Source organism: Bacillus sp. B4EP4a (assembly GCF_006680105.1).
Lineage (GTDB): Bacteria > Bacillota > Bacilli > Bacillales > DSM-1321 > Peribacillus > Peribacillus simplex_E.
This window is the reverse complement of the sequence record NZ_VHIK01000003.1, coordinates 221,059-243,889: the sequence shown is the minus strand read 5'-3', so window position 1 is coordinate 243,889 and position 22,831 is coordinate 221,059. Positions and strand designations below refer to the sequence as shown.

The following is a 22,831-nucleotide window of genomic DNA, read 5'->3' as shown; positions in this document are numbered from 1 at the left end:
TATATACATAATTAATAGTGTTATACTATATTCAATAGTGACATACTAATTAATCCGTAGAAGCTCAATTGTGTTTTTTATTTTTTTGTTTTTTTTATTTTTTGAATTTTCGATGAAATGTTCAGTGGTTATCTTCACATTTCAAATTTCTCTATCAATCATTAAATATGTGGGATTTTCCAATCGAATGCCTTTGATTAACAATGGGATCGTAAGTCGGAAAGGCAGAGCTAATTCCTTGTTTTTATATACGAATATATGTAATTTTTTATTTTTTTATTGTATTCAGTTAATTTTAGTATTATGGTTATATTAATTGAATGTTAAATCAAATTGATAATATATTATTATAGCTAAATTTTCATTTGCTATTGGTGCAGAGCTCTTTTTAGTCTCTATCGGATGTAAAAAACGAAAATATAAAATATATCGAAATAATTACATTCGCAATAAAATGAGCTTGATCAGAATGGTCTCCTTAGTTGGGAAATAAATTCTTGAATAAAGAGTGGTGAAAGTCTTTCACGCTTTTTTTCTATATATTCAATAAAAATACATATTGATTAGGGTGGTAGCAATGGGGAAACGTATAGAAAAAGTACTTGCGGCAAATCGTGGAGAAATAGCGATACGGATTTTTCGGGCATGTACGGAATTAGACATTCACACAGTTGCAATCTATTCAAAGGAGGATTATGGTTCTTATCACCGATATAAAGCGGATGAGGCATATTTGGTTGGGGAAGGCAAAAAGCCGATTGATGCATACCTGGATATTGAAGGCATAATTGCGATCGCTAAAATGAGCGGTGTCGATGCGATTCATCCCGGTTATGGTTTCCTTTCAGAAAATATTGAATTTGCGAAACGTTGTGAGGAAGAAGGCATAATCTTCATCGGACCAGAATCAAGACACCTAGATATGTTTGGTGACAAAGTAAAAGCCAGAACACAAGCTGAACTGGCTGATATTCCGGTTATCCCTGGTAGCGATGGACCGGTGACCAGTGTTGAAGAAGTAAAGGAATTTGGTAAACAATACGGTTTTCCAATTATCATAAAAGCCTCTTTAGGCGGCGGCGGACGCGGAATGCGGATTGTCGAAAAAATCGAAGAAGTTGAAGAGGCTTATGATCGCGCAAAATCAGAAGCTAAAGCAGCTTTTGGTAATGATGAAGTCTATGTAGAGAGATTCATACAAAATCCGAAGCATATCGAAGTTCAGATTTTGGCTGATACTCATGGGAATATCGTCCATTTATATGAACGTGACTGTTCCGTTCAGAGAAGGCATCAAAAAGTTGTGGAAGTGGCACCTTCCGTTTCCCTTTCCGAGGATTTAAGGGAAAGGATTTGTGAAGCAGCCGTCAAGTTGGCAAAAAATATTGATTATGTAAACGCTGGTACGGTCGAATTCCTTGTCGCAAATGGCGAATTTTACTTTATTGAAGTCAATCCACGGGTTCAGGTTGAGCATACCATTACTGAAATGATTACGGGCATTGATATTGTTCAATCCCAAATCATGGTAGCAGAAGGGCATGAAATCCATGGCAAAAAGATCGGGATTCCCGAACAGTCAGGAATCAAAACACATGGATATGCGATTCAATCACGGGTGACGACTGAGGACCCATTGAATAATTTCATGCCTGATACCGGGAAAATGATGGTTTACCGGTCCGGTGGGGGATTCGGTGTTCGTCTGGACGCTGGGAATGGATTCCAAGGTGCGGTCATCACACCATATTATGATTCCCTTCTCGTTAAACTTTCTACTCATGCGCTTTCATTTGAACAGGCAGCTTCCAAAATGGTTCGTAACCTTAAGGAGTTCAGGATTCGTGGTATTAAAACAAATATCCCCTTCCTTGAAAATGTTGTAAAACATGAAAAATTCATAAATGGGGAATATGATACATCATTCATTGATTCAACACCGGAATTATTTAGCTTCCCAATTAGAAAAGACCGTGGGACAAAAATGCTTTCATATATCGGAAATGTGACCGTGAATGGATTCCCGGGAGTCGAGAAAAAGAAAAAACCTGTTTTTGATCCAGCTCCAATTCCGAATGTTGGTGGCCTGCCGCTTATCTCGGGTACAAAAAATATACTTGAAGAGCAAGGTGCAGAGGGACTGGTCAATTGGATCAAAGAACAGAAAGAGGTATTGATCACCGATACGACTTTCCGCGATGCACATCAATCTTTACTGGCGACGAGAATTAGGTCGAAAGATATCCTTGATATCGCTGAGCCTACAGCAAAACTACTTCCTGATTTATTTTCAATGGAAATGTGGGGTGGGGCAACTTTCGATGTCGCATATCGATTCTTGAAAGAAGATCCTTGGGATAGGCTGATAAGTTTCAGGAAAAAAGCACCTAATGTCCTATTACAAATGCTTTTAAGGGCTTCGAATGCAGTTGGTTATAAAAATTACCCTGATAATGTCATTCGTGAATTCGTAGAGAAATCAGCGGATGCAGGCATTGATGTTTTCCGTATCTTCGACAGTTTAAACTGGGTTAAAGGGATGGAATTGGCTATTGATGCAGTCCGTCAATCCGGCAAAATTGCGGAAGCGGCCATTTGTTATACCGGGGATTTGAATGATCCATCACGCAGCAAGTATAATATCGACTACTATAAAAAAATGGCCGTGGAACTAGAACATGCCGGTGCCCATATTTTAGCGATCAAGGATATGGCCGGCCTCTTGAAACCTGATGCTGCATACCGCCTTGTATCGGAACTGAAAGAAACGACATCCCTTCCGATCCATCTGCATACTCATGATACAAGCGGGAATGGAATTTACATGTATTCGAAAGCGATCGAAGCTGGTGTGGATATCGTTGATACGGCGATTGGTTCTTTAGCTGGACTGACTTCGCAGCCAAGTGTACAAACACTTCATTATGCGTTGGAGGGGTCAAGCAGACAGCCTAAATTGGAAGTCGATTCACTAGAGCGTTTAGGAGAATACTGGGGAGAGGTCAGGAAATTCTATCATGACTTCGAAAGCGGCATGAATGCACCTCATACCGAAGTTTACAAACACGAAATGCCAGGCGGTCAATATAGCAATCTGCAGCAGCAAGCCAAAGCAGTGGGGCTGGGGGACCGCTGGCATGAAGTTAAAGAAATGTACCAGCGTGTCAATGTAATGTTCGGCGATATCGTTAAAGTAACACCTTCATCCAAAGTTGTTGGGGACATGGCTTTATTCATGGTACAAAATAACCTGTCTGAAGAAGATGTTCTGTCAAAAGGCAAATCCATCGATTTCCCTGATTCAGTCATAGAGTTATTCGAAGGTTATCTAGGTCAGCCAGTTGGGGGATTCCCTAAAGAGCTTCAGGAAGTTATCCTGAAAGGGAAGAAACCTATAACAGTAAGACCGGGTGAATTATTGGAAGAAGTGGATTTTGCAGCTCTTAAAGAAGAATTATTCAAGGAATTGGGACGGGCAGTCACCGATTTCGATGTGCTTGCATATGCCTTATATCCAAAAGTATTCTTGGACTACAATAAAACGAATGAGCTGTTTGGTGATGTTTCCAACCTCGATACCGCAACTTTCTTATATGGTATGAGGCTAGGGGAAGAGATCGAAGTTGAAATTGAAAAGGGTAAAACGCTCATCGTAAAATTGGTTTCAATCGGTCAGCCATTGGCTGATGGAACACGGGTTGTGTATTTTGAGTTGAATGGTCAATCACGTGAAGTGATCATCAAGGATGAAAACATTAAATCTTCCGTTGTATCAAAAATGAAAGCTGACCCTAAAAATAAAGAACAACTTGGTGCGACAATGCCAGGTACGGTTATTCGTGTAGTGGTCGAGAAAGGCGATCAGGTCAAGCAGGGTGATCACCTGATCATTACGGAAGCGATGAAAATGGAAACGACCGTGCAAGCACCATTCTCCGGGACCATTAAGGATATTTATGTAAAAGATGGAGAAGCGATCAGTACTGGAGACTTATTGATTGAAATAACTAAGTAATATCGCTGACTGTGACCTTGTGAATGATTTGGGGTATATGGGGGTAGGCTTGAGGTTTTAAGCTGCCCTATCCCCTCTTTTTAGGCAATGTACGGTCATTGAACTTCCCTATAAGATAAAACAAAACCACCATTCCCGGGAATGGTGGTTTTGTTTTATCTTATTATATTATTGATTGAACAATCAGACATTAACGGGCGGGTACCGTTGGCGTTATATCCTGTTCATCCTGTCCTTTGACAGAGTGCGCGGAGTTCCTTTTTTGCTTGGCGAGGGCATTTTTTTTGCTTCTTGATGTCAATAGCATCAAATAGCTCATTACACCAAAAAAGCAGGCAATGAATAATGCGTGTGTCAGTGCGATATATAAGTTTTGCCTTGAGAAAATGATAAAGGCACCAGCGGTAACTTGTAAAAATACGAGAATGAATGCAGCAATCCAACCGCCATATAACACTTTTTGATTTTTGTAATGTTTTTTTGCGATATAAGCCACATATGATACCCAAATAAAAATAGCGCCTGCCATTGCACGGTGCCCCATCTGAATCCATTCATAAAGGTTGGAGGGTAGTGCAAGACTGTCATTTACGCATAAAGGCCAATCCTTACAGATAAGACTGGATTCTGTATGCCTTACAAGAGCACCTGTATATACGACCACCAGACAAAAAATCAATACGCCAATAATATGGAATTTCATTCGTTTGTCAACGATAAGTTTTTCTGCTTCGAATTTCTTATCCACTTCAAAAATCAACAGTGTCAGTAAAAAGACGGCAGCAAAGGAAATGAGCGATATGCCAAAATGAAGGGCAAGGACGAAATCGGATTGTGACCAAATGACGGCAGCGGCTCCGATCAACCCTTGTAGTAACAGAAAACCAAAAGAAAGGACGGATAAGAAACGTGCTTCACGGATATGGCCGATTTTTTTCCAAGACATATACGATAATATTAAAACAAGGAAACCTCCAGCTCCTGAAACGAGTCGATGGGAAAGCTCAATGACCAATTCAATCGTGATTTTGTCCGGGATCAATTGGCCATTGCACAATGGCCAGGACCTGCCGCATCCCATGCCGGAATCCGTCTTCGTGACTAAAGCTCCACCAAGTAAGATGAAAAGCATTACAACAGTTGTTAAAACAGCAAACCATTTAAGAGACGATTTCACTAGTAGCCCCACCTTTTTCTCTGTAGCAAATTAGGGTTGTTCCATAAAATTAATAATAGCATAAGGTTTTTCATAATATTTGTCGAACTTCCTCGATATTACACAAAATAGAATGATTTTACAAGTTCAGTTAATATTATAACTATTAATTAAAATGCCTGAAATAGTTGAAAGTTACTAAAGACTTTGATAGAAATAAAGGGAGTGTAAACCTTCAAGTAGGAGCAAAATAGGGATAGAGCCTAGGGGATGATGATAATAGCATATTATTCATGTTCTTGATGAACATCATACAAGAGAAGTAAATTATTGAGACACAAATTGGTCAAAAAATATCCGAAAAATTTTCACAAAAGCTTCCAAAAATGTGTTTTAATATATTGAAGAAATGATTTTACTAAATTTTACTGTTATTAAGCATGATATTTAAGAATGAAAGCTCTCGATGGATTCCATTGACAACGGTCATTGGTAAATAATTTACTTTTTGTTTACGCTTCCTTGGTTACAAATATTAAAAAGTATGAAATAATGTTCTATAGCATATGTAAGTTTTTTTTTGCATTTGCGTCTGTTTTGAATGATTTAAAGGAGGAAAACAAATGTCAGAAACAAGGGGTTTGTCAGAAGCTGTCATGGAGGACAGTAAAGCCGCCCTTCAATCGGATATACCTGAAACAACAGCTTGGAAGGATTTTCTCGCACTTATAAAAGTGGGGATTGTCAATTCAAATATAATTACAGCTTTTACCGGCGTGTGGTTAGCTCTTCATTTTTCGGGGCTTAGCTTCTTACACAATCTAGATGTAGTGTTTTATACACTTGCAGGTTCGGCGCTCATAATGGCGGGATCTTGCAGTTTCAATAATTATTATGACCGTGATATCGATCATTTAATGGAAAGAACGAAAAACCGTCCAACGGTAACTGGGAAAGTACAGCCTTCAAAGGTATTGGCATTAAGTTTCGGTTTAATTGCTGCAGGGCTGATTTTACTTGCATTGACTAATATGACAACTGCCATACTAGGAGCATTCGGCGTCTTCGCCTATGTTGTTTTATATACAATGGTTTTCAAACGTAGATTTGTCTCGAATACGATTATAGGCAGTATATCCGGAGCGGTGCCTCCACTTATCGGGTGGGCTGCAGTCGACCCGGGCCTTGATAAGATCGCCTGGGTCCTGTTCGCGATCATGTTCTTGTGGCAGCCTCCTCATTTTTATGCACTTGCAATGAGGCGTGTCGAAGAATATCGTGCAGCTGGGGTACCCATGCTTCCGGTAGTAAAAGGGTTCAAGGCGGCAAAAAGATCGATTATGCTATGGATCGTCTGTTTAATGTTCATTCCTTTCTTTTTAACTCCATTAGGAACTCCGCTAGTTATTCTTGCTGCATTATTGAGTACGGGTTGGCTTATTTTGGGGATTAAGGGGTATAAAAAGAAAGATGATGTTAAATGGGCAACATCCATGTTTGTATATTCTTTAAATTATATGACCATTTTATTTGTAGCGATGGTCATTGTCACTCTCATCTAGTTTTGGTTTAAATAAGCTGGCGTCCTGTTCTTTTACAGGCTCCAGCTTACTGATAAATAATGCACTGACCGCCATTCATACATATTAACGGAACCAACGGGGTCATACATAAGAGCGGTTACATGAATCATCTTAATAATTCCTTGGATTAGGGATTCTTTCTTTTTTAGAAATTGACATAGAGAGAATATTCGCAATTGCGCCCATTTTTATTTTTGTGAGAAAATTTTGACGAAAGAGGGGTTTCTGAAGCTATGAAAAAAAGGCTGCACAAATGGCGCCTGATTGCTCTGCTGGGTATTGTAGGACTTGTCCTTTCGGGCTGCGGCGAACCATTTCTATCCGCCCTGAAGCCAGCAGGTGATGTTGCGCAATCTCAGTATGACTTACTGATATTGAGTACACTAATCATGGTACTGGTTATTATTGTTGTGATTATTTTGTTCGTTGTAGTTTTACTACGCTTCCGTCGGAAGGAAGGCGACGAAACAATACCGAAACAAATTGAAGGAAGTCATAAACTCGAAATTATCTGGACTGTTATTCCTATCCTTCTTTTAATTGTTTTGGCTGTTCCGACCGTCGTCACGACTTTCGACTTAGCCGACACAAAGGCAATGGATAAGAAAGATAAGGATGGAAAAACGAAGGATGCACTTGTCGTGAATGTTAGGGCAAACCTTTATTGGTGGGAATTTGAATATCCAGACCTCGGCGTTGTAACAAGTCAGGATTTGGTTGTGCCAACAGATCAAAAAGTGTACTTCAACTTAACTGCTTCAGATGTTAAGCATTCATTCTGGGTACCGTCTGTCGGAGGAAAGATGGATACAAATACAGAAGGTGTCAATCAGTTTTTCTTAGAATTCGATAGTAAAAAGGCAGAAGATTCGAACAACTTGTTCTACGGAAAATGTGCTGAACTTTGCGGTCCTTCACATGCTTTGATGGATTTTAAGGTCGTACCGAAGTCTAAAAGCGATTTTGAAGCGTGGACTAAAGATATGAAAGCCGCGAAGGAACCTGTCGTTGAAGGTGATCTAGCCAAACAGGGTGAAGATGTCTTTAATAAAAGCTGTATAGGCTGCCATGCGGTGACACCAAATGACAGCAGGCCTGAAGCAGCTCGTCAGGCTCCGAATCTGGCTACATTCGGTGAGCGTCAAAAAGTAGCTGGCGTATTGGATCATACGGAAGAGAATGTGAAAAAATGGATCAAGGATCCTGAGAAGTATAAACCGGGCAACACGATGACCGGTACTTACGGCGAACTTTCAGATTCAGATATTAATGCACTGGCAGCTTATCTATTGGAGCTTAAGGTGGAAGACAAATAGAACATTGATTAAGGAGGTTAAATCGTGAGTACGTACGCTAATAAAAAAGGATTTGGCGCTACGGTTTGGGATTATCTGACGACGGTAGACCATAAGAAAATCGCCATTTTATATCTTATCTCTGGCGGGTTATTCTTTGTAATCGGCGGTTTGGAAGCGATGTTTATCCGTATCCAGCTGGCAATCCCAAACAATGATTTCGTAAGTGCCGGATTTTATAATGAAATTTTGACCATGCACGGTACGACTATGATATTTCTGGCGGCCATGCCGTTAGTGTTTGCTGTAATGAATGCGGTTGTACCATTACAGATAGGGGCACGTGATGTTGCGTTCCCATTTTTGAACTCGTTAGGTTTTTGGTTGTTTTTCTTTGGCGGAATTTTTCTGAATCTTTCATGGTTTTTAGGGGGGGCACCAGATGCAGGCTGGACATCTTATGCATCACTTTCCCTGCACTCCGAAGGTCATGGCATTGATTTTTACGTCCTCGGATTACAAATATCAGGTTTTGGAACACTAATTGCAGGGATCAATTTCCTTGTAACCATTATTAATATGCGTACGCCTGGTATGACATATATGCGTATGCCGCTGTTTACCTGGTCAACTTTCGTCGTATCTGCATTGATATTATTCGCTTTTCCTCCGCTTACCGTGGGATTGGTGTTAATGATGTTCGATCGGATGTTTGGCGCGAATTTCTTTGATGTAGCGGCAGGGGGAAATACGATTATTTGGGAGCATTTATTCTGGATATTCGGTCACCCGGAAGTTTATATCCTGATTCTTCCGGCGTTCGGTATTTTTTCCGAAATTTTCGCTACATTCTCCAGAAAAAGATTGTTTGGTTATTCATCGATGGTATTTGCAACCGTTTTAATCGGTTTCTTAGGTTTCATGGTTTGGGCGCATCATATGTTTACCACTGGTCTAGGTCCGATCGCAAATGCAATCTTTGCCGTTGCGACCATGGCTATCGCTGTACCGACAGGTATTAAGATATTCAACTGGATTTTTACGATGTGGGGAGGAAGCGTCAAGTTCACGGTTCCGATGCTTTATGCAGTTGCCTTTATCCCTACATTTACAATGGGTGGCGTAACAGGCATCATGCTCGCATCTGCACCTGCTGATTATCAATACCATGATAGTTATTTCGTTGTTGCTCATTTCCACTATGTAATCGTCGGTGGGGTTGTATTAGGTTTACTGGCTGGAATCAATTTCTATTGGCCGAAGATGTTTGGAACGATGTTAAGCGAAAAATTGGGGCAGATCACATTTTGGACTTTCTTGATTGGTTTCCATTTAACATTCTTCATTCAACATTTCTTAGGTTTGATGGGGATGCCTCGTCGCGTATTTACATTCTTGGACGATCAAGGTTTCAATACAGGTAATATGATTAGTACTGTTGGAGCCTTTTTGATGGCATTTGGTGTCTTGGTTATGGTCATCAATATCATCATTACATCTGTGAAGAATGAAAAAGTCGGAAATGATCCTTGGGGAGATGGCCGTACGCTGGAATGGGCCATTCCATCACCACCGCCTTTTTATAATTTTAAACAGCTTCCGTTAGTCCGGGGATTAGATCCTTACTGGGTTGAAAAAATGGAAGGGAAAAAGGAAATGACTCCTGCAGAACCACTTGGGGATATCCATATGCCTAATTCATCCATTCTTCCTTTAACGATTGCTTCCGGTTTATTTATCGCCGCATTCGGTGCTTTATACCATATGGATGATAAGACTTGGACCCTGCCTATAATGATAGTGGGACTTTTGGTAACATTTGGTTCAATGTTTATCCGTTCCGTTAAAGACGATCATGGGTACCATATTCATAAAGAAGACCTTATGGACGATAAAGACAAGGGAGGTAAGGCATAATGCAGACAGATGAAAGATTCACGGATGCTACCTGGCCTGCTTCTCCCGAGAAAGCGACTTTAGAAGGTAAAAATAAGTATTTGGGATTCTGGTTGTTTCTTGGTGGAGAGACGGTATTATTTGCCTCATTATTTGCAACTTATCTAGCATTGAAGGATAAAGTTCCAAATGGTGATGCAGCCCTAGCTAAAGATTTATTCGAATTACCCCTTACTTTTGTAGCAACCATGCTGTTATTGACCAGTTCATTGACTAGTGTGTATGCGATGTACCATATGAAAAATAACCACTTTAAACAAATGCAGGCTTGGCTTGTCATTACGGTTGCACTTGGCTTAGGTTTTCTTGGACTCGAGATTTATGAATTTAATCACTATGTTCATGAATTCCATCATACATTTACGAGCAGTGCCTTCGGCTCAGCGTTTTATACGTTAGTTGGTTTTCACGGAGGGCACGTTGCATTCGGTTTGGCTTGGATCATTTGTCTTATGGTGCGTAATGCAGGAAGGGGCTTGAATTTGTATAACGCTCCTAAATTTTTCGTTGCGAGTCTTTATTGGCATTTCATTGACGTAGTCTGGGTGTTTATCTTTACTGTCGTATACTTAATGGGAATGGTGGGATAACTGATGGCGAATGAACAATCAAATTCAGCGAACCCGAATGTCGATTTAAAATATCGCCGTAAGAAAAATGCTGAAGAGATGAAACACCAAGTGATATCATTTACACTTATGATTTTCTTTACATTACTTGCTTTTGCTGCAGTAGGAATTGAGGGTTTTTCACATTGGTTCATTAAGCCAGTCATTTTGCTGCTGGCAGTTGTACAAGTGATTTTCCAATTGTATTATTTCATGCACATGAAGCATAAAGGGCATGGCACCATTGCATTGTTCTTATTTTCCGGCCTTGCAGTCGGCTTGATAACTGTCCTTGTGTTCACAACGATTGTTTGGTTATAAACCATAAAGAAAATCGGCTATTGAATGATAGCCGGTTTTCTTTATGTGGTGATTTTCCAGAAAAACAATCCAAGTTTATCTATATTTGTTACAATGTTTCATTTTAGGTATAATGAAAGTAAGAAAAAGTTTATGAACGAGGTGATTTTTTTGTCTATTGATATTTTCGGATTTCGCGCTTTGTGGAGTCCTTATTATTTTGCCGCCCTCGTACTTATAACCGTAGGCTATTTTTGGCTGGTGACAAAAAAAGGGGAGAAGTTTCCGGGCAGTTCATCGCCTTCCGTTAAACAGGCAACTTATTTTTTGATAGCCATGTTCCTCCTTTATGTGGTAAAAGGATCCCCACTGGATTTATTGAGCCATATCATGTTCAGTGCACACATGTTTCAAATGGCACTGCTCTATCTCGTGATTCCGCCTTTATTTATCATTGCGATTCCAGATTGGCTTATGAGAACTTTCATAAATTCAAGGGGAGTGAAGGCATTATTTCAATTTTTTACGAGACCTCTTGTCGCCCTTTTACTATTTAATGTTCTTTTCTCGCTGTACCATATCCCGTTAGTGTTCGACTATATCAAAACGGGGATGTGGATTCATGCCGGCTACACGATCCTTTTATTTACGACTGCTGTTTTGATGTGGTTCCCGCTTGTCAATCAGCTGCCCGAACGTGAAAGTCTATCAGGTGTGAAAAAAGTAGCTTATATATTCGGGAGTGGCATTCTAATGACCCCTGCCTGCGCTTTAATCATTTTTGCTAATGATCCGATGTATGATACATTCACCAATGCGGAATCTTGGGCCAGTGCCATGGAACTTTGCGTTCCGGCTTCAGCACTGTCAGGTTTAACGCTCAGTGGCCCAGAAATGTTCAATGGACTGCCACTGCTTGAAGATCAACAGCTTGGCGGGGTTTTGATGAAGGTGATTCAAGAAATCGTTTTAGGCTATGTATTGGGTGTCATTTTCTTTGCTTGGTTCAAAAAGGAGAATGGCGGCCAAAATGATATCGATCCGATACCTTCGGATTTTCAGACTGTAGAATAATTGTACGATAAAAGACTGGTCTTGGGGCGGACAAGTCTTTTATCTGCCTTTGCCTGATTTTCGATTTAAACCAAATAGCCAGTGATTTGACTTGCCTATTCTATAAAAGTGAGCATTCTGTTAATAATCCTTGATTTTATTGAATTTTATGATTGCCTCTTATAAAATGGTAGTTGATTAATAAATATAGAGAGGACTACAATTCATATGTCTTTACCAATCCTTCCAACGATAAGTACAGCCTTCATTGTATTAAGTGCCATCACTGTTGCAATAGGCTGGTATCAAATTAAACAACGCAAAATCGAGACCCATAAAAAAACCATGATGGCAGCTGCGGTTTTTGCGGTAATCTTTTTCACTATATATCTTTCCCGGACGGTCTTCATCGGTAGTACGTCATTTGGCGGACCCGCTGACATTAAAATTTATTATACGATTTTTTTGATTTTCCATATAACGCTTGCAACAACTGGAGCTGTTTTGGGGATCATCATGCTTACCACTGGGTTTAAAGGTAAATTCGCCATTCATAAAAAAATTGGGCCTGCGACAAGCATCATTTGGTTTTTCACTGGGATTACTGGAGTAGCTGTTTACATCCTGCTTTATGTCATTTATCATGGCGGCGAAACAACATCTTTAATAAAGGCGATCCTAGGATTTTAAAATAACGAAAAAGCCTGGTGCAAAATAAGCATCAGGCTTTTGTAATGGATATAAAAAAAGAGAGCATCACACATGATCCTCTCTCTTTGTACCTACTTTTCACTAACGGCTTTTACAGGCCGTTGAATTGTGTAAGTTCTTCTTTAATTTGAGCGAGGATTTTTTCACTTTGTTTAACTAGTGATGCAGGGAAATCCTCTCCTTCACCATATTCAACTCCATGTGGATAATAGTGTTTTCCTAATAGAGGAACCATTAGTTTGATGACGGCCCTGTGAGCGCCTACATCACCCTCTGTAGCGTAGCCAAGTATTCTCAGGTAAAACGTGCCTTCTTTTAAGTCGAACTTACGATCGTAACTAACTCTTTCGTAATCCCATTGTTCTGCACGTATTAAACCATATTGCGGCATTAGGTCATCTAATCGGTTTAAGTCGGCTGTGATGTTTTCGATTCCAAAGCTTTCAAATTTCACGAGTAGTACCTCCTATGTTTACTATTGAGAATTAAAATGACATACCGGGAAAATATTATGTACATGAATATATTAAAAATCTCCAAGTATGTTTATAATATACCATTTTATCCTATATTTTATAATAGTACGAAATGGTGGAAGTTGCAATGAACTCAACCATGGTATTTTAATCATTCGCAAAAGTTCCATTTTTTAAATAAATTTAATGAAGGGACAGTCTATCGTAAATTAGAAAATTATGATTGAACAGTGATATAATCAGGTAAGAAAGGTTTTTGCATTGGATACATAAATTAGATAGAGAGAGGGAGTGTTCCTCTGCGCGGTTTAGGTAAGGTGTTGGTGTTAATTATTATTTTTTTCGTAATAGGTATTTATCTTAATATCGGCGATGAAGATGAAGGAAACCCTCTTATTGATGGTAACAAAGGTGTTAACCCCAATGGACATATAAATGAAAAAAGCCCTTCCTCTGAAAAGGAAGGGGTTACTGAAGTGACAGAAGGTCTGGCGGTAACGATCGGGAAAAATGCAAAAGAGATAGAAAAGGAATATGGTAAGCCAGATCGAATTGATATGTCCGCCTATGGATATGAATGGTGGGTTTATAAAAAGGACTATGATAATTATTTCCAATTAGCCGTTGAAAATGAAAAAGTGGTATCTGCTTATGGAATCGGTGATGAGGTCAATGTCGCTCCTTTTAAAATTGGACAATCGATTGATGCCATCTATTCCAGCTTATATGTGGAACCCACTGTTGATATTGAAGTTGGTCACAGTTCCTATCGTTTTGAATTGTCGGAGGAAGATATGAACATGAGGCCGTTGATTGATTTAGGGAATATTAATGTTCAGCTATATTTGGATAAATTCACCGGTACTGTTTCAAGCATCCGATTTTTGAATGATTCCGCCTTATTGAAACAACAGCCGTATGAGTTGACCTATCATGGTGAACTTGTGACAGTTAAGGACCTTTCTGATGAAGACTTGGGGAAAGTGGAAGAGGGCAATGAGCAGCAAATATTCGATATTACGAATATAATGCGCAGCAGGTTTGATTTGAAGCCTTTAGAATGGGATGCGCCAACTGCAGAGGTTGCTTACCTTCATAGCCGGGAAATGACGGACGCACCTGAAGGAACCCATGTTACTGAAACAAAGGGGGATTTGGAAAAGCGTCTCGATGCAGGCCATGTAAAATACAGGTCAGCAGGTGAAAATATAGCGGCTAATTATGTTGACGCAGCTGCAGTCATGGAAGGTTGGCTAAATAGCAAAGGGCATCGGGATGCGATGCTGAACGAGGAATTTACAGGTCTGGGCGTCGGGGTATATAAAAAGTACTACACCCAGAATTTCATAAAGAGATAAAAAAAACGGATCCGATTTGGGTCCGTTTTCTTGTTCTGGATTATATTTTGAAAATAAAAAAGGTCCCTGTCTTTGTAGCGCAAGTTCCCCATCATCACGGTTGACCTTTCCCTTGATGATGATTGTATGCCTAAGTATTAATTTGCACGGAATCGATCGCCAATGGAGGGGTTTACATAAAGAACTTGGATATCCGCAGTCACGGCAGCATACCCTTTTGGAACTATAAGGGTACTCATCCCCAAATCATCCAATTGCATTTTAAAAGGAATGTTATGCACTTTTTATTTACCTTTAGCATATGGTGCAATAGGCGATGTCTAAGTGTGAGGTGAGAGTAATGGCAAAAAGAAAGCGGCCCTCCGTGGATGGATTTCGGGAGTTTGTAAAGGAACATCCTCATTTAGTGAATGAAGTGAGAAGCAAACAAGCAACATGGCAGGAACTTTTTGAAGAGTGGTATTTACTCGGAGAAGATCATCCACGCTGGCAGGCTGACGGCAGTGTGGGCGAGTCCAAAGTGAATACAGGGTCCCCATCACCGCCGGTTGAAAAGGGAGACCAAAGCACTGAGTTGATCGGTTCGTTAATGAGTGCAGTTAAAAATATGGATATGGGGCAGATTCAACAATATATTACGAATGCCAATCAGGCCATCGGTGCAATCCAAGGAGTGCTATCTGCTTTCCAAGGGAATAAGTCAGGTGATACCAGTCCTCCCCCAAAAGAAAAAGAGCAGAGAGCTAACCCTTTTTTATTCACCAAAGATTAAGGAGGGTTTTTCATGCGTCAGAATATATATGAATTCATTCAAACAAACGAAGATATGCGTAATTACTTGAGGATTCAGCCTGCATGGTACAAAAGGTTAATGCGTAATCCCCATGAAGTGGATGTGTTTGAAACCGAAGCGAAATATTATTTTGAGAAGTCGATTCCACATCGGGTCTCTAAATTTTCGGATAGCGTTCAGGTTGCCTCAATGATGCTTCATATGTTTCAAGCGATGAATGCTTCAGGTGAATGAAGAAAATAAGAGTAATTTACTCCTTTTGGCGAACAATAAAGGCAAAAGGGGGACGATGGAATGAGAAAGTTGATTTTGGCTCTCACAGTGTTGATGGCAGCGTCGGGTTGTGGAAAGAAAATACCGGAACCTGAAAATTCAGGAGTAGCCATGCAAGATGTTTCTACACATAAAGCTGCCACCACTGTATCGAGCATCCGAAACTCAGATGAGGACTTTCGGGTAAAAACTTTTGTAAAAGGCAACTCTGTCTATGTCGAGTGCTACTTGAAAAACTATGGTTTTTCTGAATCAAATCCTGAACAATTGGCAACTGTGTCCGTATTTATTGATAATCAAAAGAAAGTCGATATGAAAACGGCAGCCTTTATCTTAAAGGAAGTCCCGAATGGCATGCATAAAATTAAGCTGGAAGTCTTGAATAGTTCAGGTGAAAAAACAGGGTTGCAAAAAGAGATTGAGGTACATATCACTTCCTCGATTTAATCAAACCATTAGCATCTAAAAGGGAGAAATGGTAAAATGGTTGTGGAGGTGAGCTTGTTAATGCTTGCTACTATGGAAATCATCAACATTTTACAACAGGCTGATGGATTAGCTGAAATGATCCTTCATTCTGAAATAGGGGAAGAATACCTTCTTAGTTTATATAAATTACAAAGCGACAAAGAGGCACAGCAGAAAATTTCCAAGTTTACTTCGCTAAAGGATCTATTTGAAGATGTTCAGAGGTTCGGTAAATATCATCCGGATTATAAACGCATCAATTTAGAAACCAGGCAAGCTAAACGAGACATGGATATGCATCCTGCCGTAGCAAGGTTTAAGCTGGCGGAGACCGAATTACAATCCGTTCTTGATGAAATAAGCGGAAGAATTGGCCGAGCCGTTTCTGAACAGGTCAAAACCCCAGCGGGGAATCCATTTTTTGTTTCATCAGGTGGATGTTCAACGGGAAGCTGCGGAACCGGCGGAAGTTGTGGATGCTCTGCTTAAAGTAATGGCAAGAATCGTGAACATTCAGGCCGCTATATAAGAACATGCAGCCACCGAAATTCGATATTGCTACGGAGTTCGGTGGCTGTGTCATGTAAGGAATCTTCAACGAGACAGTTGGTCAACCTGATACGTTACAAAGTGATTAACTGCGATATAAGATACAATCCGGACATAGGTTGCCGCAGCAAAACATCTTTTGCTGCGGCACATAAAAACGATGCCGGAATACATATAAATGTTCTTCCTGTCGTACGAAAATGGTTTCACAATGAAGCTGCTTGCCACGCATTGAAAGGCTTGCAGCTTTTTTTATTAAGAAGGAAAGCTTACTATTACCATTTTGTGCCGGATGATAATGGATATATATAAATGGTATACCTGTGAACTTTTTTATCGAAGCTTGGGTAATTTCATCATTATCTAATAGATGATCAATAAATTGACTCCAAATTTGGTTTAAATCCATCGTTGTTTGTCTCCCTTCACAGTGTGTATATTCATAATAGTGAGAGAATTTCGTTTATAATCTTTTTTTCTTGGTTGAAAGTAAAGATTCTGCTATGCTACACTTAGTTAAAACCTTTATAAAAGGGAGTTATTGATATGCTTGGAGCGAGACAGGGAATCATCGTCTATTTACATACATTAAAACAAGCCAAAATGCTTAGGAAATTTGGAAATATCCATTATGTTTCAAAAAAGTTGAAATATGTAGTTCTTTATACGAATATGGATGAAGTGGAACCACTAGTGGAAAAGCTGAATAATTATTCGTTCGTTAAAAAAGTGGACCTTTCTTACAAGCCTTTTTTGAAGGTGGAGTTCGAAAACTCCAAACCGGATAAAGCGAAAGAATATGATTATAAAATGGGAATTTGAAAAAAGCTGACTCATGCGGAGTCAGCTTTTTTCAATTTCTGGCATCAACATCTTTCAACCTAATGGGGGCAAATATCTATTCATTCGCAAAATGCCGATTAAGTGTTGGTAGTACAACTCGATTTCTGCAAAGAGCACCGAAGGTTTCACGTCGATTTCAATAATTGGTCTATCCAGTTCCTCCGCCAAGTTCTCAAAAAGCTCATAGCGTTTGTTTTTGGTGGCGTGAGGGTTCGGTATACCTTCACGGCAAATGTAAAGTGGCTGGAATTTCCCGGGATCTGTGGGCTGCATGACGATAACCAATGATGTTACCTTTTTATCATCAATAGTAGAATGCATAGCCAAAAGCCTTGCAACTCGATGTTTCTGATTGCGGCCTACTTCCAGCAACTCATATATATCGGAATATCCTTGTCCAATTTCAATAAAACGTTGAATCAATTAAACCTCTCCTAACTAACTTATTATTCATTACTTTATCATTATCCCTCATAAAAGAGAAGGACAACTTCATTGACGAATCATGACAAAGAAAATTAGATATCAGAGGTTTATCAAAAAAAAAAAGCCCTGCAAAAATATGCAGGGTCCTTCTATGTCTAACTAAGGACCAGAAGGCAAAGGGAGAGGAGAAACCGGAGGAAGAACTTATGGGGAAACGTAAGCCTTCTCCGCGGTTGGCAACAACACCTAAAAAGGAATGTTGTTATTCACATTATTGCCAAAAACCACTTTATTATTCAAAATGTAAAAGATTTATAAAAAGAATGGATATCTTCCTTTATGGTCCGAAATGATAAGTCGATTTTCATCTTGGAAGTGAAGCCAAATCGGTTTAAATATTGGCTAGCTTTTTCTAATATGTTAGGATAGGAAAGTAACAGAAATTTGTCATAAAATGTGGTGAGGATGATGAGGGTCGTTTCCGGAATTTGCAAAGGAAGACCACTTAAGGCTGTACCGGGTACAGGAACCCGGCCGACTACTGATAAAGTCAAGGAATCTATTTTCAACATGATTGGTCCTTATTTCGAAGGAGGGCTGGTCCTCGACTTGTTTGCCGGGAGCGGTGGACTGGGAATTGAAGCGTTAAGCAGAGGCATGGATAAAGCCATATTTGTCGACCGGGATTTTAAAGCAAATCAAACGGTTAAGGCCAATTTGGAACTATGCAAGTTTTCAGACCGTGCAGAAGTTTATAAAAATGATTCAGAGCGTGCACTGAAGGCTTTGGTGAAAAGGGAAATGACTTTTGAATTGATTTTTCTTGATCCACCTTATAAGAAACAAAAGCTTGTCGAGATTCTTGAAGAAATACATAAATACCGATTGCTGAACGATATGGGATACATTGTTTGTGAGCATGGCCATGATGTTACATTGCCAGAAAAAGTTGGTGACTTTACCGTTAAGAGAAAAGAAGTTTATGGCGTCATTGCCGTTACGATTTATCAATGGGGAAACGTACACGAACAGGGGGAACTATGAATGTCCAAAATAGCGATTTGTCCGGGGAGTTTTGATCCAATAACATTTGGTCATCTTGATATCATTCAAAGGGGAGCGAATGTTTTTGATGAGGTATATGTGGTCATCGTGAACAATTCAGCGAAAAATTCACTTTTTACTGTGGAGGAGAGACTGGAATTGATTACTGAAGCGACTGCTCATATGCCGAATGTTAAAGTGGATTTCTATCAGGGATTGACGGTCGACTATGCTGAAAGCGTTTCCGCGAATGCCATCATTAGGGGATTGAGGGCGACTTCCGACTTTGAATATGAAATGCAGGGAACTTCGATGAACCGATTCCTTAACAATAAAATAGAGTCATTCTTTATCATGACGAAAAATCAATATTCTTTCTTGAGTTCAAGTATCGTGAAAGAGGTTGCGAAGTATGGCGGGGATATCTCCGAACTAGTGCCAAGCGTCGTCGAGAAAGCTCTGGCCAAAAAATACGAGGAACTGAAAGGATAGAAAAAAGAGCATTGCCAACGCGCAATGCTCTTTTTTTCGGTTTACGAAAGGCCTTTGAATAGCCTTTTGGTAAATATGATGATGTATAGGATCAAAAACACGAGTGTCAGAATGGGTCCGAAATCAAGCATGTTCTGATATAGGGAATTCACGTGTTCACCGGAACCGCTGACTGGGAATGCATTTATCGGGCTGCCGCTGTACATATTGCCTTTATATAATGGTCCCCAAAGTAAGACGGTAATAATGGATGCCAGAAGGCCATGTGCTATCCTTGCCAGAAAAAAGGGAGTGAAACGAATGTCTGTTGCGGCAATGATGCTGGCAACTTGCGCTTGAATGCTGAAACCGTTGAAAGCTAAGATGAAACTTGTCATTACTGTTTGCTGAAAGAGTGTCGCATCTTCGACCGTACTGGTTAATTTTGAACCAAGAGTCATTTCAAACATGCCTGATATGAAGGGGAGGCTTAAGGAATCGGGGAAATTGAAAATATGTAAAATTCCTCTGACCCCTGATGCCAGCAATCCGGTTATGTTCATATGAAATAAAAGCTTGTTCACCACCGAAAAGAGAATGATGAATCCCCCGATCATTAATAGGGTTTGAATGGATGAGAGTACCGCATCTCCAAGTAAACTGCCAAATGGTCTTGTTTCTTTTATTCTGGTTCGATGCATTTGGCTAAAGGCTTGTCTTATGGAGGGGAGCTTGGCCATTACATTTGTATGGGATTTTTCTTCTTTCCAACGGTAAAAACGCATGATGATGCCTACACAAAAATTTCCTAAGTAGTGGGAAAGTGCAAGGATGATCCCTAAATGAGGATTGTGGAAAAACCCAACGGCAACGGCAACGAACAGGAACAATGGATTGGATGAATTAGTAAAACAAACGAGTCTCTCAGCTTCGATGCGTGTCAATTGTTCTTCCTGACGAAGCCTTACAGTGAATTTCGCTCCAGCTGGAAACCCTGATGCAAGTCCCATCGCCCAAACGAAACCGCCCACTCCTGGTACACGGAATAAGGGACGCATAAATGGTTCGAGCATGACGCCAATGAACCTGACAACACCAAAACTGATTAATAACTCCGAGAGAATCAAGAAAGGTAGAAGCGAAGGAAAAACAATTGTCCACCAAATATTCAGTCCGCCTTTGGAAGCTTCAAAGGATTCTTGGGGGAAGATGATCAAGCCAACTGCCATCATCGTGACGGAGGTAGCTAACAGTACTGTTTTTGATTTTGATTTTAGCAAAATTCATCCTCCTCTTGAAGGTTTCTAAATAAGGGCAGTTCGTTTCGTATATAATAAAATATGAACTTCCTTTTCTCGAAAAGTAAGCGCATGATGGAATATGGATTGTACCGACATGTATAAATGAGGATGATCCGCACAATGGAATATCAATGAAGACCTCACTTTATTGGCTACATAGGTTATATCCGCCATGCTTGTTTCACTGTCAATATAAATAATATGCTTCTATAAATCCGTTTAAGACCATAACTTTGAATGAGTGTTATTTCAATATTTTGAACTAGTTACAGCGGGAGGGATATCTTTGTCGAAACCAAAGGTCGGGCTTGCACTTGGGTCAGGAGGAGCTAGGGGGTTTGCACATATTGGCGTGATAAAGGTATTAAAGCAAGAAGGCATTCCGATAGATATGATTGCCGGAAGCAGCATGGGGGCTATGGTTGCTGCCTTTTATGGAGCGGGTTCGGATATCGAGAGGCTGTATAAGTTGTCCCGTGCATTTAAGCGAAAGTATTATTTAGACTTCACCATACCTAAAATGGGCTTCATTTCGGGTAAACGGACAAAGGATTTAATCAGGGTATTTACATATGGAAAGAAATTTGAAGAACTTGATATTCCTGTGGCGGTGGTCGCCACTGATATAAAAACGGGGGAAAAAGTCATTTTTCAGGAAGGTCCCATCGCACCGGCTGTAAGGGCAAGCATCTCCATTCCCGGTATTTTCACTCCCGAAAAAATCGGGAACAGACTGCTTGTAGATGGAGGCGTTGTTGACAGGGTTCCTGTTTCAGTCGTGAAGGATATGGGAGCAGACATCATAATTGGTGTGGATGTAGCCCACGTGAAACAGGATATGGAGATAAACTCCATCTATGACGTCATCATGCAAAGCCTTGATATCCTGCAAATGGAGCTGGTTAAAAGCAGGGAGTTTGCTTCAGACGTCATGATACGCCCCAGGGTGGAGAAATACAGCTCGAAATCATTTACAAACGTTCAGGAAATAATTAGTATTGGAGAAGAAGCTGCAAGAGGAAAGATAGATCAAATTAAGCAGAGTATTGTTACTTGGAAGGAGTCCTTTGAAGATGAGCCGTAAAATGTATGTACGCACTTTCCTGGTGGTGGCTATACTTCTCATAGCATCAGCCCTTTATTCCCTACCTTTTTATGTATCAAAACCAGGAATGGCTAAAGAATTGGAGCCAATCATTGAGGTATCCGGAGGAGATGAAGCAAAAGGAAGCTTTATGTTAACCACTGTAAGGATGGGCCGGGCGAATGTATATTCCTACATGCTGGCGAAGTGGAGCAAATATCAGGAACTTTATCCGGAAACCTCCATTCGAAGCGAAGATGAAACAGATGAAGAATATAATATCAGGCAGCTGCACTTAATGGATGGTTCTAAAAATAATGCCATTCAGATCGCATATGAAAAAGCAGGGAAAGAAGTCGAATACGAGTACCTGGGTGTATATGTTTTGGACGTGCTAAAAGGAATGCCGGCAGCTAAAGAGCTGAAAGCGGGCGATCAAATCATTCAGGTCGATGATGTTAAATTCAAGTCTGCACAGGAATTCATGAACTATATTAACGGAAAGAAGGCTGGAGACGAAGTTAAAATAGTGTATAAGCGGGAAGAGACGGAGAAAACGGCCGTTCTTTCTTTGCAGCCTTTTAAAAATGACCCAAATAGGGTAGGAATAGGCATTTCGCTGGATGATAATCGAAAAGTGACCACAAAACCGGCGATTTCCATAGATTCAGAACAAATAGGCGGTCCTTCGGCTGGTTTAATGTTTTCATTGGAAATTTATAATCAATTAACAAAGGGCGATCTTACAAATGGATATGACATAGCGGGGACAGGAACGATGTCCGACGATGGGACAGTCGGTCCAATTGGCGGAATTCAACAGAAAATAGTTGCAGCCGATAAGTCAGGAGCCGAAATATTCTTTGCCCCGAATGAAAACGGAGCAGCAGGTTCGAATTATGAAGATGCACTTATTGCAGCAAAGGATATCGACACGGACATGAAGATCGTGCCGGTGGACAACTTTGATGATGCAATAGACTATTTAACGAAGCTAAAAGGAAAAGAAAAATGAAAAAAAGCGCAGGCAGTCATCTACTGTTTGCGCTTTTTTTGATGATTTGATTT

Annotated in this window: 23 protein-coding genes; 18 read left to right on the top strand and 5 right to left on the bottom strand. The window is 40.1% G+C overall.

Annotated features, from left to right (window positions below):
• The first annotated feature begins 577 nt into the window (after positions 1 to 577).
• Positions 578 to 4,015, top strand: coding sequence for a pyruvate carboxylase (gene pyc / locus FNK51_RS01630; protein ID WP_141992225.1), 3,438 nt, complete (start codon positions 578 to 580; stop codon positions 4,013 to 4,015).
• A gap of 190 nt (positions 4,016 to 4,205) precedes the next feature.
• Here pyc and FNK51_RS01625 read toward each other — a convergent pair whose 3' ends face one another.
• A complete protein-coding gene (locus FNK51_RS01625) occupies positions 4,206 to 5,192 on the bottom strand; it encodes a COX15/CtaA family protein (RefSeq protein WP_098371111.1) in 987 nt (328 codons plus the stop codon).
• Between the two features lie 602 nt (positions 5,193 to 5,794).
• Here FNK51_RS01625 and cyoE point away from each other — a divergent pair.
• The 7 genes from cyoE to FNK51_RS01590 all read left to right on the top strand — a co-directional run bounded on the left by cyoE (position 5,795) and on the right by FNK51_RS01590 (position 12,656).
• Positions 5,795 to 6,733, top strand: coding sequence for a heme o synthase (gene cyoE, locus FNK51_RS01620; protein WP_098371110.1), 939 nt, complete (start codon positions 5,795 to 5,797; stop codon positions 6,731 to 6,733).
• 254 nt (positions 6,734 to 6,987) lie between these two features.
• Positions 6,988 to 8,070, top strand: coding sequence for a cytochrome c oxidase subunit II (gene coxB, locus FNK51_RS01615; protein WP_098371109.1), 1,083 nt, complete (start codon positions 6,988 to 6,990; stop codon positions 8,068 to 8,070).
• A 24-nt stretch (positions 8,071 to 8,094) separates the two neighbouring features.
• On the top strand, positions 8,095 to 9,966 hold the full coding sequence (ctaD, locus tag FNK51_RS01610) for a cytochrome c oxidase subunit I (protein ID WP_098371108.1): 1,872 nt from the start codon (positions 8,095 to 8,097) through the stop codon (positions 9,964 to 9,966).
• The gene (locus tag FNK51_RS01605) at positions 9,966 to 10,595 is read left to right on the top strand and encodes a cytochrome (ubi)quinol oxidase subunit III (RefSeq protein WP_098371107.1); all 630 of its coding nucleotides are present in this window, start codon (positions 9,966 to 9,968) and stop codon (positions 10,593 to 10,595) included. The genes ctaD and FNK51_RS01605 overlap by 1 nt, the downstream gene beginning before the upstream one ends.
• A 3-nt stretch (positions 10,596 to 10,598) precedes the next feature.
• Positions 10,599 to 10,934, top strand: a complete 336-nt coding sequence (gene ctaF / locus FNK51_RS01600; protein WP_048684534.1) for a cytochrome c oxidase subunit IVB — start codon at positions 10,599 to 10,601, stop codon at positions 10,932 to 10,934.
• Between the two features lie 150 nt (positions 10,935 to 11,084).
• A complete protein-coding gene (gene ctaG, locus FNK51_RS01595; protein ID WP_098371106.1) occupies positions 11,085 to 11,987 on the top strand; it encodes a cytochrome c oxidase assembly factor CtaG in 903 nt (300 codons plus the stop codon).
• Positions 11,988 to 12,194: 207 nt separating this feature from the next.
• Positions 12,195 to 12,656, top strand: a complete 462-nt coding sequence (locus tag FNK51_RS01590; RefSeq protein WP_179891037.1) for a DUF420 domain-containing protein — start codon at positions 12,195 to 12,197, stop codon at positions 12,654 to 12,656.
• A gap of 112 nt (positions 12,657 to 12,768) precedes the next feature.
• Here the strand turns inward: FNK51_RS01590 and FNK51_RS01585 are convergent, their stop codons facing one another.
• On the bottom strand, positions 12,769 to 13,131 hold the full coding sequence (locus tag FNK51_RS01585) for a YugN family protein (RefSeq protein ID WP_076366720.1): 363 nt from the start codon (positions 13,129 to 13,131) through the stop codon (positions 12,769 to 12,771).
• 345 nt (positions 13,132 to 13,476) lie between these two features.
• On the opposite strand from FNK51_RS01585, the gene FNK51_RS01580 reads away from it, so the two are divergent.
• The 5 genes from FNK51_RS01580 to FNK51_RS01560 all read left to right on the top strand — a co-directional run bounded on the left by FNK51_RS01580 (position 13,477) and on the right by FNK51_RS01560 (position 16,534).
• On the top strand, positions 13,477 to 14,511 hold the full coding sequence (locus FNK51_RS01580) for a CAP domain-containing protein (protein ID WP_286178536.1): 1,035 nt from the start codon (positions 13,477 to 13,479) through the stop codon (positions 14,509 to 14,511).
• A 340-nt stretch (positions 14,512 to 14,851) separates the two neighbouring features.
• Positions 14,852 to 15,283 (top strand): YlbD family protein, encoded by a 432-nt coding sequence (locus FNK51_RS01575; RefSeq protein ID WP_260399654.1) that lies wholly within the window; start codon positions 14,852 to 14,854, stop codon positions 15,281 to 15,283.
• 12 nt (positions 15,284 to 15,295) lie between these two features.
• Positions 15,296 to 15,538 carry a YlbE-like family protein gene (locus FNK51_RS01570; RefSeq protein ID WP_098371103.1) on the top strand — a complete coding sequence of 81 codons (243 nt, stop codon included), beginning with the start codon at positions 15,296 to 15,298 and terminating at the stop codon, positions 15,536 to 15,538.
• A gap of 60 nt (positions 15,539 to 15,598) precedes the next feature.
• Positions 15,599 to 16,024 (top strand): hypothetical protein, encoded by a 426-nt coding sequence (locus FNK51_RS01565; protein WP_098371102.1) that lies wholly within the window; start codon positions 15,599 to 15,601, stop codon positions 16,022 to 16,024.
• A gap of 60 nt (positions 16,025 to 16,084) precedes the next feature.
• Entirely contained in the window at positions 16,085 to 16,534 is a 450-nt protein-coding gene (locus FNK51_RS01560; RefSeq protein WP_141992231.1) for a YlbF/YmcA family competence regulator, read from the top strand.
• Positions 16,535 to 16,679: 145 nt separating this feature from the next.
• Here the strand turns inward: FNK51_RS01560 and FNK51_RS01555 are convergent, their stop codons facing one another.
• Positions 16,680 to 17,003, bottom strand: a complete 324-nt coding sequence (locus tag FNK51_RS01555; RefSeq protein ID WP_098371101.1) for a hypothetical protein — start codon at positions 17,001 to 17,003, stop codon at positions 16,680 to 16,682.
• 137 nt (positions 17,004 to 17,140) lie between these two features.
• On the opposite strand from FNK51_RS01555, the gene FNK51_RS01550 reads away from it, so the two are divergent.
• On the top strand, positions 17,141 to 17,416 hold the full coding sequence (locus FNK51_RS01550; RefSeq protein ID WP_048684554.1) for a YlbG family protein: 276 nt from the start codon (positions 17,141 to 17,143) through the stop codon (positions 17,414 to 17,416).
• A 54-nt stretch (positions 17,417 to 17,470) separates the two neighbouring features.
• On the opposite strand, the gene FNK51_RS01545 is transcribed toward FNK51_RS01550, so the two are convergent.
• Entirely contained in the window at positions 17,471 to 17,860 is a 390-nt protein-coding gene (locus tag FNK51_RS01545; protein WP_098371100.1) for a DUF7147 family protein, read from the bottom strand.
• A gap of 471 nt (positions 17,861 to 18,331) precedes the next feature.
• Here FNK51_RS01545 and rsmD point away from each other — a divergent pair, with 471 nt between their 5' ends.
• Together rsmD and coaD are read left to right on the top strand one after the other, a co-directional pair.
• Positions 18,332 to 18,907: a 16S rRNA (guanine(966)-N(2))-methyltransferase RsmD gene (gene rsmD, locus FNK51_RS01540; RefSeq protein ID WP_034313946.1), complete on the top strand. Its 576-nt coding sequence runs from the start codon at positions 18,332 to 18,334 to the stop codon at positions 18,905 to 18,907.
• Positions 18,908 to 19,399 (top strand): pantetheine-phosphate adenylyltransferase, encoded by a 492-nt coding sequence (gene coaD / locus FNK51_RS01535; protein ID WP_098371098.1) that lies wholly within the window; start codon positions 18,908 to 18,910, stop codon positions 19,397 to 19,399.
• A 41-nt stretch (positions 19,400 to 19,440) separates the two neighbouring features.
• Here the strand turns inward: coaD and ylbJ are convergent, their stop codons facing one another.
• On the bottom strand, positions 19,441 to 20,658 hold the full coding sequence (gene ylbJ, locus FNK51_RS01530; RefSeq protein ID WP_098371097.1) for a sporulation integral membrane protein YlbJ: 1,218 nt from the start codon (positions 20,656 to 20,658) through the stop codon (positions 19,441 to 19,443).
• A 307-nt stretch (positions 20,659 to 20,965) separates the two neighbouring features.
• On the opposite strand from ylbJ, the gene FNK51_RS01525 reads away from it, so the two are divergent.
• Positions 20,966 to 21,763 (top strand): patatin-like phospholipase family protein, encoded by a 798-nt coding sequence (locus FNK51_RS01525; RefSeq protein ID WP_098371096.1) that lies wholly within the window; start codon positions 20,966 to 20,968, stop codon positions 21,761 to 21,763.
• Positions 21,753 to 22,778 carry a SepM family pheromone-processing serine protease gene (locus FNK51_RS01520; protein ID WP_098371095.1) on the top strand — a complete coding sequence of 342 codons (1,026 nt, stop codon included), beginning with the start codon at positions 21,753 to 21,755 and terminating at the stop codon, positions 22,776 to 22,778. The genes FNK51_RS01525 and FNK51_RS01520 overlap by 11 nt, the downstream gene beginning before the upstream one ends.
• The last annotated feature ends 53 nt before the right edge of the window (positions 22,779 to 22,831 follow it).